This is a genomic window from Pseudomonas sp. Larv2_ips (assembly GCF_963879675.1).
In the GTDB taxonomy this organism is placed as follows: Bacteria; Pseudomonadota; Gammaproteobacteria; order Pseudomonadales; family Pseudomonadaceae; genus Aquipseudomonas.
This window is the reverse complement of sequence record NZ_CAWOAW010000014.1, coordinates 1,672,034-1,688,733: the sequence shown is the minus strand read 5'-3', so window position 1 is coordinate 1,688,733 and position 16,700 is coordinate 1,672,034. Positions and strand designations below refer to the sequence as shown.

Genomic DNA, 16,700 nt, shown 5'->3' with positions numbered 1-16,700 from the left:
GTCGCCATGCCTGAGTGGATAAGCTATTACGCGGGGCTGATCGCCAAGGGGTTGCAGACGACTTTGTCGCTGCTGGCGATCTCGGCAGTGCTCGGCTTCGCCCTGGCGGTGCTGGTGGCGTTGGCGCGCTTGTCCAAGCGCAAGTGGCTGGCCCGGGGTGCGCTGGCGTACACCAGCGTGCTGCGGGGCACACCGCTGTTGATCCAGATCTACATTTTTTACTACGGGCTGGGCAGCCTGTTTGCGCAGTTCCCGATGGTGCGCAGCAGTTTCCTGTGGCCGTTTCTGCGCGACGGCTATTGGTACATCGTGTTCGCCCTGGTGCTGTCGATGGGCGCTTATGTGGGCGAAGTGATCCGCGGCGGCCTGCTGGCCGTGCCCAAGGGCGAGATGGAGGCCGCGTCTGCCTTTGGCATGACCACACGCCAGGCGTTGCTGCGGGTGCGGTTGCCACGCGCGATGCGGCTGCTGCTGCCGACCCTGGCCGGGGAGACGGTGATGTTGCTCAAGTCCACTGCGCTTGCTTCGACGATTGCCGTGGTCGACCTGCTGGGCGCGGCCAACGTGGTACGCGCGCAGACCTTGCAGATTTATCAACCGCTGCTGCTGGTGGCCGGTGTCTACCTGTGCCTGACCTTCCTCATCGAAGGCGTCTACGCCATCGCCGAACGGCGCGGCACGCCGCTGCGCAGGTCGGCAGGATGAAGCAGAACCGCGCGCTGCAAGGCATTGCCTTGTGCTCATTGGCCTACGCGTTCCTGGCGTTGCAGGACGCCGTGATCAAATGGCTGGTGGCTGATTATTCGGTATTCAGCATTCTGTTCTGGCGCAGCCTGGTGGTGGTGGGGGCGTGTGTGATCGCCGGGCGCATGGGCCTGTTGCGCCGGGCGTGGACTTCGGCCAGTCGCCAGCTGCTGATCATTCGCGGCCTGTTGTCATTGCTGGCGTGGGTGCTGTATTACACCGCCGCCAAAGACCTGACCCTGGCGGAAATGACCACCCTGTATTTCTCCGCTCCGATCATGGTCACGCTGCTCGCAGCGCTGATCCTCAAGGAGCGCGCCAGCCGTGGCCAATGGGTTTCGCTGCTCATCGGCTTCGTCGGCGTGGTGATTGCCTGTCGTCCCAGCCACATGGTTGACCCGCTGCCCATCGCGCTGACCCTGGCGGCCGCCTTGTGCTGGGCGTTCACTTATATCCAGCTGCGCCAGGTCGACCCGACTACCTCGGTACTCGAGCAGATGCTGATCACCAATGCGGTGTTCGTGGTGTGCATGGGCGTGACCTTGCCGTGGACCCACACCCCGGCGCCGACACCCGCGTGGCTGGGCATGCTGGCGGCAGGGCTGGTCGGCGGCGTTGGCCAATTCCTGCTGTTTGCGAGTTTCCGCCGCGCCACCGCGACCTTGCTCGCGCCGTTCGAGTACACCGGGTTGATCTGGGCGTTTGTGTTGTCGAGCCTGATCTGGGGCACCTCGATGGATGTGTCGCTGATCATCGGTGCGGTGCTGATTGCGCTCAGCGGCACCTTGGCGATGCTCAGCGCGCGCCACCCTGAATCACAGGACGTGGTCGGCGCCGAATGCGCCGTGACGCAACCCCTGTACCCAGCAGCGGCAGATGTGCAAGCCGTTGGCGGGGCTGAACGTGCCGGGGTTGAGGCACCCCTCGAGCCAGAGCCCGTCAAGCATCGCCGATAGGCCGATGGCAGCCAGGTGGCTGTCGTGGATCACCAGGTTTTCGCTGCGGGCCAGGTCGTTGAGCAGTTGCTGGATCAGCGCCAGGTAGGCGCGGTAGCTGTTTTCGTGGGACTGGTTCACATGGGGCGAGTGGCGGATCAGGCTCCAGAACACCACCCACACGCCGAGCAGGTCGGGGTCCATCACCCGTGGCGAAAAGGACGCGCTGAGAAACGCATCCAGCCGTGCGGCGGCGCCTTCGGCCTGCTCGACTTGCGCCCATAGGGCACTGGTCAGCTCACTGGCCAGCTTGTGGTAGGTCTCGGCGATCAGCGCATCGATGCTGCCGAAATGGTGGTTGAGCAGGCCCACGGATACCCCGGCCTGGGCCGCGATCCGGCGCACGGAAATGCCTGCGTGACCGTCGCGTGCGAGGCTGGTGAGTGTGGCGGCGATCAGCAAGTCCCGGCGTTCGTCGGGGTCGGCACGGCGCAGTTTGGGAGGGTCGACAGTCACGGGAGTGCCTTGGGTTGATGACCAGAGCGCTCAGGTTAGTTGAACACGTGTTCAATCTCTAGCGATCAAATGATGAGAGGAGGGCAAGGCATGGCAAATGACCTTTCGTGGCAGGTTCAGGGCGATGCAGGCAACCCGCTGCACATCGGCGCCTGGCGTTTCGAAGGCGACGGCAGCGGGCCCAGGGTGCACTTGCAGGCGGGCGTGCACGCCGATGAAATGTGCTGCACCAGTTGCTCCCGCGTTTGCAGGCCTGCCAGGCTCAAGGGCGGCTGCGCGGCACTGTTACTGTTGTGCCCCAGGCGAACCCGTTCGGCATCGGCCAATTTCGTCAGGGCCGGCTGCTGGGGCGCTTTCACGACGCCACCGGGCAGAACTTCAACCGCGCTTTCGACCACTCATTGGCCATGGAGCGTCCGGCGACCAACCTGGCGCAGTGGCAAAAGAGCCTGGTGCAGTTAGCCGCCGACGCCGACCTGGTGCTGGACCTGCACACCGATGATGAGGCGCTGCCTTACCTCTACATCCATCGGCGTTTCTGGCCGGAGCAAGGCCTGGCGCTGGCGGCGGCGTTGCAGGTGGACGTGGTGATCGTCTGGGATGACGGCGGGGATGGCTCCTTTGAAGAAACCCTCATCAACCACGCGGCGCCACAGTTGGCGGCGACTGTCGAATTGCGCGGCCAGGCTGATGTCAGCGATGCGCTGGCGCGGCAGGACGCCGATGGCTTATGGGCGTGGCTGTGCATCAATGGCGTGATCGATGAAGTGGCGGCCATCAACGAATGGCAGGGAGAAGTGGTGGACATGGGCTGCATGGAGACCCTTCTGGCGCCCTGTGCCGGTGTACTGGTGTTCGAAAAAGCACTCGGCGATGAGGTCGAGGAAGGCCAGCGTTTCGCTCGGATCATCGCAAGGCCCGGTGAGCCGACGTCGGAGGTAATACTGCACGCCGCGCAAGCCGGGCGCATGGTGACCCGCCACCGCGAGCGCCTGGTGGCGCAAGGTTCGGTCGTCGCCAAATTTACGGGCACGCGTCTATCCGACAGCTACAGCGGCGGGGTGCTGGACCCATAAAGTGCTGCCTGTACACGCCCCCAATGTGGCAGCAGGCTTGCTCGCGAAGAAGGCGTATCAGCTGACCGATTCAGTGAATGACACTGCGCCTTCGCGGGCAAGCCCGCTCCCACCGTTGGATCGTGGCGCGTCGGGTGATTTCGATAGGCCTCACCACCCCACGGACGTGAACAGCTCAGGCACGCGGTCAAGCGTCGGCAAAATCGCATCAGGCGTGTAGTCCCGCAGCAACTGGCGGCCGGTGCCACGGTCGATCCATACACACCGAAAGCCGATATCCCGCGCGGCCGCGTGGTCCAGGTGCGGGCTGGCGCAGATATGCACGACCTGGTCGAGGTTCACGCCCAACTGCTCGTGGGCGTAGTCGAACAGACGGCGATCGGGCTTGTAGGCGCCTGCCTGCTGCGCAGTGATCACTCGATCAATCGCGCCGCCCAACTGCGCAACATTGCCGGCAATCACGTCATCGTCGGTATTGGAGACAATGCACAACTTGAACCCCATCGCTTTAAGCTGCTGGAGCGTCCCCACAACCTCAGGAAATGGCGGCATCGCGCTGATGCTGTCGGTGAGGAGGGTGCCGTCGTGCTCATTGGCCGGCAATCCCAGCGCGTTCAGCGCCAACTGCATGCTCAAGCCTGCCAGCGTGCGAAAGCTGCGATGCGGTGGCGTCTGTTCCAGGGTGTGTTCGTGATGGTCGTAGGCGCTGAGCAAGGTATCCCGGTCGACCTGATGATCACCTTTTTCGTCGAGGATTTTATCGATCGCGGCGCGCAGGCCTTCATCCCACTGGATCAGCGTGCCGTAGCAGTCAAAGGTCAACCAGAGCGGGCGAGGGGTATTCTCAAGGGGCATGGGGCACCTGTGCGGAAAGTGAGTGACCCTGGCAGCTTAGGAAACGTGGCGGTCAGTTGGAAATTAAATTAACCTCTGCTACACAGTTGAATATCCGATATGAAGGTCGCCGCCATGTTTGATCTCGAGCTGCTGCACACCCTGGTCTGCGTGGTGGACGAAGGCAGTTTTACCCGCGCCGCGGAGCGCGTGCACCGCACTCAATCCACGGTCAGTCAGCAGATTCGCAAGCTTGAAGAAAGCGCCGGCCAGGTGCTGTTGGTGCGTGACCGCTCCGGCCAGCAGGTCAGCCCCACCGAGCATGGCGAGTTGCTGACCCACTACGCGCGCCGGCTGCTGAATTTGTCGCGCGAAGCCCGCGAGGCGCTGAGTACCGAGGCCAGCGTGGTGCCGGTGCGCCTGGGTGTACCCGAAGATTTTGACGCCACGCGCATGGCCTCGATGCTCTCGGGGTTTGTGCGCACTTACCCTGAAGCGCGGCTGCAAACGGTCAGCGGCATGAGCACCGACTTGCGTCGCCAGTTGGAAAACGGCGAGATCGACATCGCCCTGATCAAGCGCGAGCCCGGCAGCGGCGAGTGCCATGCCAGTTGGCCGGAGCCGCTGGTGTGGGTGTGCGGCGCGGGCCAGGACCTGCAGGCCGAGACCTTGCCGCTGGCATTATTCCCCCAAGGCTGTATCTACCGCCAACGCGCCATCCGCACCCTGGACAAGGCTCGACGCAGTTGGCGCGTGGCGTTCGGCAGCCATAGCCTGACTGGCATCCAGGCGGCGGTGACGTCCGAGCTGGGCGTCAGCATCCTGCCCAACAGCGCCGTGCTGGCCAGCCATCGAATCTGCACGCAACTGCCGCCCGTGGCGCCTTCGGAGCTGGCGCTGGTCAGTGGCGCGGGGCGATTGAGTGCGACACACCGCGGGCTGATCGAGTGTTTGCGTGAAGAGATTTCAGAGCCTCGGCAGTCGCTCCAGTAGCAGGCGTTCCAGCGTGATGGCGGGCAATGGCCGGCTGAACAAGTACCCTTGAATCTGATCACAGCCGGCGGCTTTCAAAAATGCCAGCTGATCCTGGGTTTCGACACCTTCGGCGACCACTTGCAGGCTCAGGCTATGGGCCAGTTCAATGATCGTGCGGGTGATGGCCGCGTCTTGCGGGTTGGTGGTGACTTCGCGAATAAACGCGATGTCGATCTTCAACGTGTCGATGGGAAACCGGCGCAGATACGCCAGGCTTGAATAGCCGGTGCCGAAGTCATCGATGGAGATTTTCACGCCCATCGTGCGCAGCCGTTGCAGGCTGGCAATGGTGTGCTGGGTGTTTTCCATCAATGAGCCTTCGGTCAGTTCAACCTCCAGCCAGTGCGGCGCCACCCCGTTTTGCCTCAGGGTGCGCTCGATATCGGCAATCAGGTCGCCCTCGATCAACTGATGACCGGAGACGTTGACTGAAACCTCTACGGCGCCAATCAGGCCGCGTTGCCACACGGCGATTTGCTGGCAAACCGTGTCAATCACCCAGCGCCCCACCGGCACGATCAAGCCCAGGCTCTCAAGTATGGGCACAAATATCGCCGGTGAAACCGCGCCATAGCCTGGGCGCTCCCAGCGCAGCAGGGCTTCGAGTGCGCATATCTGGCCGCCGGCCAGCTCGACCTTGGGTTGGTAATGCACGCTGAACGCATTGGTTTCGACCGCCCGGCGCAGGGCGTTTTCCAGGTCCTGGCGCGCCAGGTCGTGCACGCTCATGCCCGCCGGCTCTCCCGTTTGCCGCTGCAGTTGCTGTTCGAGCATCAGGTTGTGGACTTTCAAATGATCGCCGCGCTCCTTGAGCCGCAGCAGGTTGCGCACCCGCAGCCACAACTCGACACGCTCCACCGGTTTGCTGATGAACTCTTCGGCGCCGGTTTGCAGCCCGCTGACGCGCGCGCTGGGCTCGCTGAGGGCCGACAACATGATGATCGGGATACTCGCCGTGGCTTCGTCGCCCTTCAAGTGGCTGGCCACCTCGTAACCGTCCATGCCCGGCATCATGATGTCCAGCAGGATCAGGTCGGGCGGTTGCTGCGCCACCAACTGCAAGGCTTCCTCACCGCTGCTGGCACTCAGGGTCTGGTAGCCCTCGTGTTGCAGCAGGGTTTCCAGCAGCTTGCGAACCTGGGGTTCATCATCAACGATCAGTAGCGTTGCGGGTTGGCTGGCCATGGAGAGGACTCACAGGAGAGGGCTGATGTGTGGTTGCAGCAAAGTGTCGATGGTCTGGTACAGCTCTTTGTAGCGCAGCGGCTTGATGATGTAGGCGTCGCAGCCGGCCAGTCGGGTCTTTTCGCGGTCTTCCTTCATGGCCATGGCGGTCAGGGCGATCACCGGAATATGCGCGGTGCCGGGGTCTTGCTTGAGCAGTCGGGTGGCGGCGAGGCCGTCCATGCCCGGCAACTGGATATCCATCAGGATCAGCGCCGGCTGTTTTTCCCGCGCCAGCGTCAAGCCGGTTTCTGCATCCGCCGCCCACAACACGCTGTGACCGGCATTGACCAGCAACAACCGAGCCAGGCGCATGTTCGCCTCGTTGTCTTCGACGATCAGGATTTCGGCCATGCAGCCTCCGGGGCGCGATGCAGAGGCAGCCACACCACAAAGCGGGTGCCAAGGCCCACGCGGCTGGCGACGGCGACGCTGCCGCCATGCAGGTCGGTCAATTGCTTGACCATCGCCAGCCCCAAACCCGTGCCTTCAAATTTACGCGCCAGGCTGCTGTCGATCTGGCTGAACGCCTTGAAGAGCTTGCTCATGTCGTCCTTGGCAATGCCGATGCCGGTGTCGCTGACGCTCAGTTCGAGGAACTGCGCGTGAGGGCTGGGCTGCAGGGCGAAGCCATGGGTCGGCCAGTCGCCAGGGATCTGTCCGACCTGGGCGCGACTGACCTCGCGCACCGCCAGGGTCACGGAGGCGCCGTGTTCGCTGAACTTCACCGCATTGGCCAGCAGGTTGTAGATGATCTGCTTGGTCTTGCGCAGGTCCAGTTCCAGGGTGCCGAAATCGCCCTCGCTTTCCAGCTTCAACTGGATGCGTTGCAGGGCGGCTTTTTCGCGCACGATCAACAGACTGTTGGCCAGCAAGCCGGCGAGCTCCACGGCCTCAAGCTCCAGGTCCATCATCCCGGCCTCGACCTTGGACAGGTCGAGAATGTCGTTGATCAGCGACAGCAAGTGCTGGCCGCTGGTGAAGATATCGCCAATGTATTCACGCTGCACCTCGCTCATGTCGCCGACCAGGCCATCCTTGAGCGCCTCGGAGAAGCCGATCACCGCGTTCAGCGGCGTGCGCAATTCGTGGGACATGGTGGCGAGAAACTCGGACTTCATGTGGTTGGCGTGTTCCAGTTCCAGGTTCTTTTCTTCCAGGGCGCGTTCGAAACCTTTGCGCTCGGCTTCTTCCTGCTTGCGCGCGGTGTTGTCGGTGCCGATCAGCAAGTAGCCGATGATGGTGTCGTGGCGGTTGCGCAGGGCCGTCACCGAGACCATGGCCGACAGGCGACTGCCGTCCTTGCGGATGTAGGTCAACTCGTAAATGTCTTCGATGCCGCGCGAGGCTTTGAACACCAGGGCTTCGAAGCCTGGCGTGATCGGTGTGTCGAGCTCCAGGCTGAGGGCGGCGGCGCGGGTGATGAGTTCGGCGGGGTCGGAAATGTCGGCGGGGGTAATGCGGTTCAGTACGTCGTCGGCGGCGTAACCGAGCATGCGTTCGGCGCCGACGTTGAAGATCTGGATCACGCCTTTTTCGTCGGTGGCGATGCTTGAAAAATACGCGCTGTTGAAGATCGCGTCTTGCAGGGCGCCGGTCTTGAGCAGGGTTTTCTGGCGTTTGAATTCGACGATTTTTTCGGCCCGCGATTGCGGTTCGAGGGGTCGTTCGGTCGGGTTTTTATCCATCGCGGTGGCGTTCCATGAACTTCAGGCCCGCCAACGTTGATAGCCGATGGCGCAGAGCATGCTCACTGAAGATCGCACGAGGGCGACGAGGAGGAGATGAGGTCTTTGGACGATAGCAGAGATTATGGCGTTTTGATGGTTGGCGGCTTTGGCGTGGTGGGTTTTGGCACTCAAATGGATGGATTAATGTTGGCTGTGCGTTGGGTGTAGTGATGAGTTAGGTTGTGGGTATCGGCACTGTTGGCTGGTGTTTGCAGGGGGATGGGGTAGATGGGTGGGGTTTTGCGGAAGTTCAGGGGGGATGGCCTTTGCCACCGAAATGGGTGGGGGCAGGGGGTTTGGTCGTCCTCTTGAATAGCGTCGGTGGAGGTTCTGTATTTATGGGGAGCGGTTGGTTGAGCGGGGGGGCATATCCGTTGCTGCGGTCACGGCCACTTAGGGTTCCGCTCTTACAGCGGGTCACTTTTGGCAAACGCCCCAAAAGTAACCAAAAGGTCTTTGCCCCACCACTCGGCCCCTCGCTTGGGCTCGGTGTGCCCTCACTCCGGCTTGAATCCGTGGGCCGCCGCGACGGGCCATCCATGGCCCAACGCGGCTAACCCGGCGTCCTGCCGGGTTACCCACGGATTCAAGCCTGCGTTCGGCCAGCGTGGTTAACGGGGCCTGTCAGATCAAGATCAAAAGCAAAGCACGGCGGCCTAGTAGCCGACCTGAGTGGTAGAAGCAAAAGCAGATCAAGAGCACAGCAACGCACCTCTATCTGATGCACTGCGATCCAAATGTGGGAGCGGGCTTGCTCGCGAAGGCGGCGTGTCAGCTACACATGAGTTGACTGACCCACCGCCTTCGCGAGCAAGCCCGCTCCCACAAGTTGACCGAGTTCAACTGCCAACACCGCAGTGCTTTTGCTTGTCTGTGGGAGCTGGCTTGCCTGCGATGCAGGCGCCTCGGTCCATCAGGCACAGCCAGTTGACGCCATCGCAGGCAAGCCAGCTCCCACAGACAAGCGGGTCAGGCGCCGGCACCAGGAAACCTACCGAAGCCCGAACATGAACGAGCCTTTTTCCGGGCAGTTCTGGCTTTTAGCTTTGGTCGCCAGCCCTGCGTCGCGCAGTTCATTACAGATTTGCGCGACGTTTTTCGGCGTAACGTAGAGGTTGTTGGAAAACCACGCGCGTTTGGCTGCCGACAGCGTGTTCAGCGCGCCACCGGCCTTGAGCACTCGCAGTACCACGGTGGAGCAGCTCTTGCGCAGCATCTGGTAATGCGCGTTGGGCTTGTTGCGAATGTTGAACCACTCGGCCTGCATGGCCTGCAGGTTCAGACCGCAAACGGTATAGACCACATGCGGTCGGCAGCCTTCGGCGCTGATGTCGGACTCCAGGAACAGGTTGCGCTCCTGGCGCTGCTTGCCGGTCAAGGCGGCTCTGCCTTCGGGCCACCAGCTGACGTAGCTGGTGTTGAATTGCTCGATAAAGGCGCGGTCGCGATCACGTTCGCCGTCGTTGCGGTAACGGTCGTATCGCACTTCGATCATCTTGCCGATCACCGGGTCGCCGATGTACATCGCGGCATGGCCAACATCAGCCCCGTGGGGATACCAGATGTAAACGACAACGCTTGCGTTGGAGGTCATGACGCATCCTGATTTCTTCCAATGACTGCTGGCAGAACGGACGGGCGCGGGGTTTTATTCCGCTGGCGTATAAATTTCATTTCATGCATCGCGCCGGCATGCGCAATTCGCGCTTGTGCACTTGGTGAAACGTTTAATCAATCGATAAACGGCGCACGCAAGCGCTTGCGTAAGGAAATGTAACTGGACTAGAGTCGGCAGCACTCGACTACAAAAATAATAATGCCAGGAGCTCATCCATGAGCCTTGAACCCTTGCTTGAGATGCAGGGCATCAGCAAAACCTTCAACGGTTTGCGCGTGCTCAAGAATGTCGGCCTGAAGGTCTACCCCGGTGAAATCCACGCGTTGATGGGGGAGAACGGGGCCGGCAAATCCACCCTGATGAAAATCCTCTCCGGCGCCTACCAGGCCGATCCCGGCGGTGAAATCCGCATCGACGGCCAGCCCGTCGCCACCTTCGACCCCGCCACCGCCAAGACCCTCGGCATCGCCGTGATCTACCAGGAACTGAGCCTGTGCCCCAACCTGAGCGTGGCCGAGAACATCTACCTGGGCCGCGAACTGCGGCGCGGCTGGACCATCGACCGCAAGGGCATGCAAGCCGGCTGCGTCGAGGTGCTGCAACGCCTGGGCGCCGAGTTCAAACCCACCACACCGGTGAGCAGCCTGTCGATTGCCGAGCGCCAACTGGTGGAAATCGCCCGCGCCCTGCATGCCCACGCCAGGATCCTGGTGATGGACGAGCCGACCACGCCGCTGTCATCGCGTGAGACCGACCGCCTGTTTGCCTTGATCAAACAGCTGCGCAGCCAGGGCCTGGCGATTATCTACATCAGCCACCGCATGGCCGAGATCTACGAGTTGTCGGACCGGGTTTCGGTGCTGCGCGACGGCCAGTACATCGGCGAGCTGACGCGCGAAGCGTTGTCGGCCGAGGTGCTGGTAAAAATGATGGTCGGCCGCGATCTTTCCGGGTTCTACAAGAAGGAACACGCCGCCTATAACCCCGGCAACGTGGTGATGCGCGTGCGTGACATGGCCGACGGCAAGCGCGTGCGCACCTGCAGTTTCGACCTGCATGCCGGTGAGGTATTGGGCATTGCCGGGCTGGTCGGGGCAGGGCGCACCGAACTGGCGCGGCTGATCTTTGCTGCCGACCCGCGCACCAGCGGCACACTTGAAGTGGTGGGCAAGACCGTGACCCAACTGCGCAACCCGGCTGATGCGATCCGCGCCGGCGTGGTGTACCTCACCGAAGACCGCAAGGCCCAGGGCCTGTTCCTCGACATGAGCGTGGCCGACAACATCAACGTCTGCGCCTGTGTGCCGGACGCGCACACAGGCGGCGTGCTGGACCGCGGCCACGGCTGGCAGCGCGCCAATGATGCGATCAAATCGCTGTCGATCCGGGTGGCGTCGGGCAAGGTCAATGTCGGCGCCTTGAGCGGCGGCAACCAGCAGAAAGTGCTGTTGGCGCGGCTGCTGGAGGTCAAGCCGCATGTGCTGATCCTCGACGAACCAACGCGGGGCGTGGACATCGGCTCCAAGTCCGAGATCTACCGCATCATCAATCAACTGGCGCTGGCCGGCGTTGGCATTGTGGTGATCTCCAGTGAGTTGCCGGAAATCATCGGCACGTGCGACCGCGTGTTGATCATGCGCGAAGGCCAGTTGGTGGCCGAAGTCGGCGGGGCATCCGGCCACGTCATTTCCCAGGAACGTATTATTGACCTCGCCACCGGTGGCGATCAGGTGGCTGCCCATGGCTGATTCAAACAACAACACATTGACCCTCGCACCTATCGGCAAGGCCGAGCGCGTTCGCGAGCTGATGCGCACGGTCGGCATGCTGCCGGTGTTGATATTGCTGTTGGTGGGGTTTGCCCTGGCCAGTGAAAACTTCCTCACCGTGCAGAACCTGTCGATCATCACCCAGCAGGCTTCGGTAAATGTGGTGCTGGCGGCAGGCATGACCTTTGTGATTCTGACGGCGGGCATCGACTTGTCCGTCGGCGCGATTCTCGCGGCGTCCGCCGTGGTCGCGTTGCAGGCCTCGATGTCGCCACAGTTCGGCATGTTCGGGATCGCTGCCGGCATCGGTTTCGGTCTGTTGCTGGGGCTGGTCAATGGCGGGCTGATCGCCTTCATGCGCCTGCCGCCGTTTATCGTCACCCTGGGCGCACTGACCGCCATGCGCGGCCTGGCGCGGTTGCTGGCGGATGACAAAACCGTGTTCAACCCCGACCTGCCGTTTGCATTTATCGGCAATGACTCGGTGCTGGGCGTGCCGTGGCTGGTGATCATTGCCGTCGCGGTGGTGGCGCTGTCGTGGTTCATTCTGCGCCGCACCGTCATGGGCGTGCAGATCTACTCGGTGGGCGGCAACCCCGAGGCAGCACGGCTGTCGGGGATCAAGGTGTGGAAAGTGTTGCTGTTCGTCTACGCCATGTCCGGCGCACTGGCCGGGCTGGGCGCGGTAATGAGCGCCTCGCGCCTGTTCGCCGCCAATGGCCTGCAACTGGGGCAATCCTATGAGTTGGACGCGATTGCTGCAGTGATTCTTGGCGGCACCAGTTTTACCGGCGGCGTCGGCACCATCGGCGGCACGCTGATCGGAGCGCTGATTATCGCGGTGCTCACCAACGGCCTGGTGCTGCTGGGTGTATCGGATATCTGGCAGTACATCATCAAGGGGATTGTGATCATCGGCGCGGTGGCGCTGGATCGCTATCGCCAGTCCGGTGCACGGACCTGATTTCACTCCAACAACAATCACAAGAGAGTCCCGCATGAACTTCAAACGCCTCTTTCCTGTTATGGCCTTGGCTGCCCTGATCTCCCACACCGTGGAAGCCCGCGAACTCAAGGCCCTCGGCATCAGCATGGGCTCGCTCGGCAACCCGTATTTTGTGACCCTGGCCGATGGCGCCACGGCGCGGGCCAAAGAGCTGAACCCCAATGTCAAAGTGACGTCGGTGTCGGCCGACTATGACCTGAGCAAGCAGTTCTCGCAGATCGACAACTTCATTTCGTCCAAGGTCGACCTGATCCTGCTCAACGCCGTTGACCCATCGGCCATGGCCTCGGCCATCAAGAAAGCCCGGGATGCCGGTATTGTCGTGGTGGCTGTGGATGTGGACGCCAAGGGCGTGAACGCCACCGTGCAAACCGACAACGTCGAAGCCGGCAAACTGGCGTGCCAGTTCCTGGTGGACAAGCTTGGCGCCAAGGGCAATGTGATCATCCAGAATGGCCCGCAAGTCACCGCCGTGACCGACCGCGTCAAAGGCTGCAAGGCCGCCTTCGCCGGTGCGCCAAACATCAAGGTGCTGTCCGATGACCAGGACGGCAAGGGCTCGCGCGAAGGTGGCCTGAACGTGATGCAGGGTTACCTCACGCGTTTCCCGAAAATCGACGGCCTGTTCGCAATCAACGACCCGCAAGCCATCGGCAGCGACCTGGCGGCCAAGCAGCTTAAACGCAGCGGCATCCTCATCACCTCGGTGGACGGCGCGCCAGACATCGAAAACGCGCTGAAGACCGACACGCAAATCCAGGCCTCGGCCAGCCAGGACCCTTGGGCCATGGCCCAGACCGCCGTGAACGTGGGCAACGACATTCTCAATGACAAGGCCCCGGCCGAAGCGGTTACCCTGCTCACGCCAAAACTGATCACCCGCGACAACGTGGCTACGTACAGCGGTTGGTCGAGTAAACATTGAGTCATTGAGCAAAGGGGAAAGCGTCGTGGTCACCATGGATGACGTGGCAAGCAGGGCGGGGGTGTCGACGTCGACCGTGTCCCACGTGTTGAACGGCACCCGCAAGGTCAGCGAGGCCACGGTGCAAGCGGTGCAGCGCGCGATTCAGGATTTGGGCTACATCCCCAATACCCTGGCGCGCTCGCTGGCCCGTTCCAGCACCAGCACGATTGGCGTGGCGATCTCGGCGCTGTCCAACCATTACTTCAGCGAAACCGTGCACGCGATTGAAACCGAGTGCGCCAAGCACGGCTACATGATGCTGTTTGTCGACCCCCACGACGACCCGGAGCAGGAGCTGCGAGTGGTCACGGCGTTGCATCATCGACGGGTCGATGGGATTTTGCTCGCTCCGTCCACCGACTCCAGAGCCCTGGAGTATTTGCAGGCGAATGAAATGCCCACGGTGCTGGTGGACCGCATGATGAGCACGCAGTTTGACCAGATCGGGGTGGAGAATACCCAGTCCACCCAGGCCCTGGTCGCGCACTTGATTGAACATGGGCACCGCCGGATCGGCTTTATTGCCGGGCGCGCGGGGCTGGGCACTACCGATGAGCGCGTGGCAGGTTACCGGGCCGCATTGCAGGCGGCAGGCGTGGCGTTTGACCCGCAGTTACTGGTCAACGGTGGCTCGAACAGCCAGCCGGCGCGCGTCGCGACCGCGCAGTTGCTGGCCCTGAGTGCGCCGCCTACGGCGATCATGGCGGGCAATAACCTGATGACGCTGGGCGCCATGCACGCGCTGCGAGACGCGCGGGTCGATGTGCCGGGGCAGATCGCGCTGGTGGGTTTTGATGATTTTGACTGGGCGGATTTTTTCGTGCCGCGCCTGACCTTGATTGCCCAGCCGGTCCAGGAGCTGGGCGCGCGCGCGGTGCAGATGCTGCTGCAACGCATGGCCTCGCCGGCCGCGCCGGTGCAAAGTGTGCGCCTGGCGCCGAGCCTGCAATACCGTAATTCATGTGGCTGTATTGGATTGGAATGACCCACGTATGAGCAGTCCTGTTTCCCTCGGTATTGATTTGGGCACCTCTGAACTCAAGGCGATCCTGATGGACGTCGACGGCGCCGTGCTGGCCCACGCCGGTGTGCGCTTGAGTGTCTCGCGACGCCACAGCGGCTGGTCCGAACAGGCCCCGCAAGACTGGTGGCAGGCCTGTTTGCAGGCGCTTGAGCAGTTGCGTGCGCATGCGGCGTTCAGTCGTGTGGTGTGCATCGGGTTGTCCGGGCAGATGCACGGCGCTGTGTTGCTCGGGGATGACGACCGAGTGTTGTACCCGGCGATCCTGTGGGACGACTCGCGTGCTGTCGCCCAAGCTGAGCAGCTCGGGCCCGGCTTCGCCGAAGTCACCGGCAGCCTGCCCATGGCCGGGCTGACCGCGCCGAAACTGCTGTGGTTGCAGCAGCATGAACCCGAGGTGTTCAAGGCCATTGACTGCGTGCTCTCGCCCAAGGACTACCTGCGTTTACGCCTGAGTGGCGAGCGCATCAGCGAGATGTCCGATGCGGCCGGCACACTGTGGCTGGACGTGGCGCAGCGCGAATGGTTCGCGCCGATGCTGCGTGCCACGGGGCTTGCGCCTGCGCAGATGCCCAGGCTGGTGGAAGGCGGTGCGCCGGCGGGTTGCGTGACGGCGAGCGGGCTGGGTTTGTCGCCCGGCGTGGTGATTGCCGGTGGCGGCGGCGATAACCCGGTGGCGGCCGTCGGCATCGGCGCAATCAATGCTGGTGACGGTTTCATCACCCTGGGCACCAGCGCGGCCATCGTCGCCATTACCGATCATGCCGCCGGCAACCCGGCCAGCGCCGTGCACAGCTTCTGCCACGCGCTGCCTGATCGCTGGTACACCATGGGCGCCATGCTGGCCGGGGCCAGTTGCCTGCGCTGGGTGACACGCTTGACCGGTATGCCGGACGAACAAACGCTACTGGACCAGGTGCAGGCGCAGTTGCCGATGGGGCTGCCGGTACCGTTGGACACACCTCTGTTTTTGCCCTATCTGGCCGGTGAACGCACGCCGCACAACGACCCATTGCTGCGCGGCGGTTTCATGAGCCTGGGTCACGATTGCACCCCGGCGATGCTCGGTTACGCCGTGATGGAAGGCGTGGGGTTTGGCTTGCTCGATGCCTTGCACGCCGTGCAATCGGCCGGCGCCAGCGTCGGCGCCTGCGCTTTGGTGGGCGGCGGCGCGCGCAGCGAGTACTGGGCGCAGTTGTTGGCGAACATCCTCCAGCGCGAGATATTTACCTTGCAGGGCAGCGAATTGAGCGCGTGTATTGGGGCGGCGAAGCTGGGGTTTGTAGCGATCGGGCAGGGCGCGTCGCTGTTGCACGCGGGCATGCCGGTCAAGGCGCGGTATTGGCCTGATGCGACGCAACAGCCGGTGTTGGAGGCGCGCTATCGCAAGTTCCAAGGGTTACTGGTTGCGGCGAAGGCGCTGCACGACTGATCAGGCGTCGCGTGGTGAGCGAGCTTGCTGTGGCGAGCAGCCTGGCTGTGGCGAGCGGGCTTGCCCCGCGTTGGGCTGCGAAGCAGCCCCGGGACAGTCACCGCGTTTCTTCCAATGAATTGAGTCGTCAGATTTCAGGGCCGCTTCGCGCCCCAACGCGGGGCAAGCCCGCTCGCCACAGCAAGCCCGTCCACCTCAGGATGCCCGTACATCACAGGAAGCCCGTCCACCACAGAAATCCCATCTACCCCAGGAGGCTCGCTTGCCACGTGAGTCTGCAGCGTTACAACCAGGCCGCGTCCCACAACGGATAATCACCAATGTGCTCGACCAGCCCGGCTCGTAGAGGGTTGGCGATCACGTAGCGAGCTATTTTCCTTGTGTCTTCCTCGGCCCGCACAGCACGGTCGTGATAGCCGCGCTGCCAGAATCTTTGCCGGCTGCCTCGGGCCCGATTGATACTCAGCGTACTGCGCGACTTGGTCTGGCGCATCACATCGGGCAGGGTCGAGTTATGCAGCTCGAACAACCAATGAAAGTGATCCGGCATGATCACCCACGCCAGTGAGTTGACTTGGCCCGCGTCGTGGGTTCGTTTGAATTCTGCTACCAATAATCGTCCCAGCTCAAAACTGTTGAACAAGGGTTGGCGCTGATGCACGACGACGGTAACCAAATAAGCACGCCCTGATTCTGAGTAACGACCGCGGCGTAATCGGTGAGCGTTGGGCTGACGAGACAATCCGTTGCTCCTTGCATGGATAAGAAGCTGTGACGCTAGCAGCGCAGCCGG

The 16,700-nt window shown here is 62.5% G+C and carries 14 protein-coding genes and 2 pseudogenes; 9 read left to right on the top strand and 7 right to left on the bottom strand.

Annotation, left to right across the window (positions count from 1 at the left end; translation table 11 throughout):
- Window positions 1-6 precede the first annotated feature (6 nt).
- Together AACV02_RS14480 and AACV02_RS14475 are read left to right on the top strand one after the other, a co-directional pair.
- A complete protein-coding gene (locus tag AACV02_RS14480) occupies window positions 7-705 on the top strand; it encodes an ABC transporter permease (RefSeq protein ID WP_119740536.1) in 699 nt (232 codons plus the stop codon).
- On the top strand, window positions 702-1,700 hold the full coding sequence (locus AACV02_RS14475; protein ID WP_119740534.1) for a DMT family transporter: 999 nt from the start codon (window positions 702-704) through the stop codon (window positions 1,698-1,700). Before AACV02_RS14480 ends, AACV02_RS14475 begins: the two co-directional genes overlap by 4 nt.
- Here the strand turns inward: AACV02_RS14475 and AACV02_RS14470 are convergent.
- Window positions 1,656-2,084: pseudogene (locus AACV02_RS14470) on the bottom strand (TetR family transcriptional regulator C-terminal domain-containing protein); the annotation flags it as partial. The gene AACV02_RS14475 and the pseudogene AACV02_RS14470 overlap by 45 nt on opposite strands.
- Before the next feature lie 201 nt (window positions 2,085-2,285).
- On the opposite strand from AACV02_RS14470, the pseudogene AACV02_RS14465 reads away from it, so the two are divergent.
- Window positions 2,286-3,271 (top strand): annotated as a pseudogene (locus AACV02_RS14465) (succinylglutamate desuccinylase).
- A gap of 150 nt (window positions 3,272-3,421) precedes the next feature.
- Here the strand turns inward: AACV02_RS14465 and AACV02_RS14460 are convergent.
- Window positions 3,422-4,126: a haloacid dehalogenase type II gene (locus AACV02_RS14460; protein ID WP_119740530.1), complete on the bottom strand. Its 705-nt coding sequence runs from the start codon at window positions 4,124-4,126 to the stop codon at window positions 3,422-3,424.
- Window positions 4,127-4,240: 114 nt separating this feature from the next.
- Here AACV02_RS14460 and AACV02_RS14455 point away from each other — a divergent pair, with 114 nt between their 5' ends.
- Window positions 4,241-5,098 carry a LysR family transcriptional regulator gene (locus AACV02_RS14455; protein ID WP_119740840.1) on the top strand — a complete coding sequence of 286 codons (858 nt, stop codon included), beginning with the start codon at window positions 4,241-4,243 and terminating at the stop codon, window positions 5,096-5,098.
- Here the strand turns inward: AACV02_RS14455 and AACV02_RS14450 are convergent.
- The 4 genes from AACV02_RS14450 to AACV02_RS14435 all read right to left on the bottom strand — a co-directional run bounded on the left by AACV02_RS14450 (window position 5,072) and on the right by AACV02_RS14435 (window position 9,688).
- Complete coding sequence (locus tag AACV02_RS14450) at window positions 5,072-6,325, bottom strand: EAL domain-containing response regulator (protein WP_119740528.1); 1,254 nt, start codon at window positions 6,323-6,325, stop codon at window positions 5,072-5,074. The genes AACV02_RS14455 and AACV02_RS14450 overlap by 27 nt on opposite strands.
- Before the next feature lie 9 nt (window positions 6,326-6,334).
- Window positions 6,335-6,718: a response regulator gene (locus tag AACV02_RS14445; RefSeq protein ID WP_106578142.1), complete on the bottom strand. Its 384-nt coding sequence runs from the start codon at window positions 6,716-6,718 to the stop codon at window positions 6,335-6,337.
- Window positions 6,703-8,052, bottom strand: a complete 1,350-nt coding sequence (locus tag AACV02_RS14440) for a sensor histidine kinase (RefSeq protein ID WP_106578143.1) — start codon at window positions 8,050-8,052, stop codon at window positions 6,703-6,705. Before AACV02_RS14440 ends, AACV02_RS14445 begins: the two co-directional genes overlap by 16 nt.
- Window positions 8,053-9,085: 1,033 nt before the next feature.
- A complete protein-coding gene (locus AACV02_RS14435; protein ID WP_256680507.1) occupies window positions 9,086-9,688 on the bottom strand; it encodes a hypothetical protein in 603 nt (200 codons plus the stop codon).
- Window positions 9,689-9,927: 239 nt separating this feature from the next.
- Here AACV02_RS14435 and AACV02_RS14430 point away from each other — a divergent pair, with 239 nt between their 5' ends.
- The 5 genes from AACV02_RS14430 to xylB are packed head-to-tail and all read left to right on the top strand — an operon-like array spanning window position 9,928 to window position 15,907.
- A complete protein-coding gene (locus AACV02_RS14430) occupies window positions 9,928-11,460 on the top strand; it encodes a sugar ABC transporter ATP-binding protein (protein WP_119740526.1) in 1,533 nt (510 codons plus the stop codon).
- On the top strand, window positions 11,453-12,445 hold the full coding sequence (locus tag AACV02_RS14425) for an ABC transporter permease subunit (protein ID WP_106580384.1): 993 nt from the start codon (window positions 11,453-11,455) through the stop codon (window positions 12,443-12,445). The genes AACV02_RS14430 and AACV02_RS14425 overlap by 8 nt, the downstream gene beginning before the upstream one ends.
- A gap of 34 nt (window positions 12,446-12,479) precedes the next feature.
- Entirely contained in the window at window positions 12,480-13,412 is a 933-nt protein-coding gene (locus tag AACV02_RS14420) for an ABC transporter substrate-binding protein (protein ID WP_119740523.1), read from the top strand.
- Between the two features lie 25 nt (window positions 13,413-13,437).
- On the top strand, window positions 13,438-14,439 hold the full coding sequence (locus tag AACV02_RS14415; protein ID WP_119740836.1) for a LacI family DNA-binding transcriptional regulator: 1,002 nt from the start codon (window positions 13,438-13,440) through the stop codon (window positions 14,437-14,439).
- A 7-nt stretch (window positions 14,440-14,446) separates the two neighbouring features.
- The gene (xylB, locus tag AACV02_RS14410; protein ID WP_119740521.1) at window positions 14,447-15,907 is read left to right on the top strand and encodes a xylulokinase; all 1,461 of its coding nucleotides are present in this window, start codon (window positions 14,447-14,449) and stop codon (window positions 15,905-15,907) included.
- A gap of 283 nt (window positions 15,908-16,190) precedes the next feature.
- On the opposite strand, the gene AACV02_RS14405 is transcribed toward xylB, so the two are convergent.
- Window positions 16,191-16,649 carry an REP-associated tyrosine transposase gene (locus AACV02_RS14405; RefSeq protein ID WP_119740519.1) on the bottom strand — a complete coding sequence of 153 codons (459 nt, stop codon included), beginning with the start codon at window positions 16,647-16,649 and terminating at the stop codon, window positions 16,191-16,193.
- Window positions 16,650-16,700 lie beyond the last annotated feature (51 nt).

What these genes read in the sequence shown, in the direction of transcription:
- AACV02_RS14420 (WP_119740523.1), top strand. Translation starts at nt 12,480, where the DNA reads ATGAACTTCAAACGCCTCTTTCCTGTTATGGCCTTGGCTGCCCTGATC.
- AACV02_RS14435 (WP_256680507.1), bottom strand. Translation starts at nt 9,688, where the DNA reads ATGACCTCCAACGCAAGCGTTGTCGTTTACATCTGGTATCCCCACGGG.
- xylB (WP_119740521.1), top strand. Translation starts at nt 14,447, where the DNA reads ATGAGCAGTCCTGTTTCCCTCGGTATTGATTTGGGCACCTCTGAACTC.
- AACV02_RS14425 (WP_106580384.1), top strand. Translation starts at nt 11,453, where the DNA reads ATGGCTGATTCAAACAACAACACATTGACCCTCGCACCTATCGGCAAG.
- AACV02_RS14455 (WP_119740840.1), top strand. Translation starts at nt 4,241, where the DNA reads ATGTTTGATCTCGAGCTGCTGCACACCCTGGTCTGCGTGGTGGACGAA.
- AACV02_RS14475 (WP_119740534.1), top strand. Translation starts at nt 702, where the DNA reads ATGAAGCAGAACCGCGCGCTGCAAGGCATTGCCTTGTGCTCATTGGCC.
- AACV02_RS14450 (WP_119740528.1), bottom strand. Translation starts at nt 6,325, where the DNA reads ATGGCCAGCCAACCCGCAACGCTACTGATCGTTGATGATGAACCCCAG.
- AACV02_RS14440 (WP_106578143.1), bottom strand. Translation starts at nt 8,052, where the DNA reads ATGGATAAAAACCCGACCGAACGACCCCTCGAACCGCAATCGCGGGCC.
- AACV02_RS14430 (WP_119740526.1), top strand. Translation starts at nt 9,928, where the DNA reads ATGAGCCTTGAACCCTTGCTTGAGATGCAGGGCATCAGCAAAACCTTC.
- AACV02_RS14480 (WP_119740536.1), top strand. Translation starts at nt 7, where the DNA reads ATGCCTGAGTGGATAAGCTATTACGCGGGGCTGATCGCCAAGGGGTTG.
- AACV02_RS14460 (WP_119740530.1), bottom strand. Translation starts at nt 4,126, where the DNA reads ATGCCCCTTGAGAATACCCCTCGCCCGCTCTGGTTGACCTTTGACTGC.
- AACV02_RS14445 (WP_106578142.1), bottom strand. Translation starts at nt 6,718, where the DNA reads ATGGCCGAAATCCTGATCGTCGAAGACAACGAGGCGAACATGCGCCTG.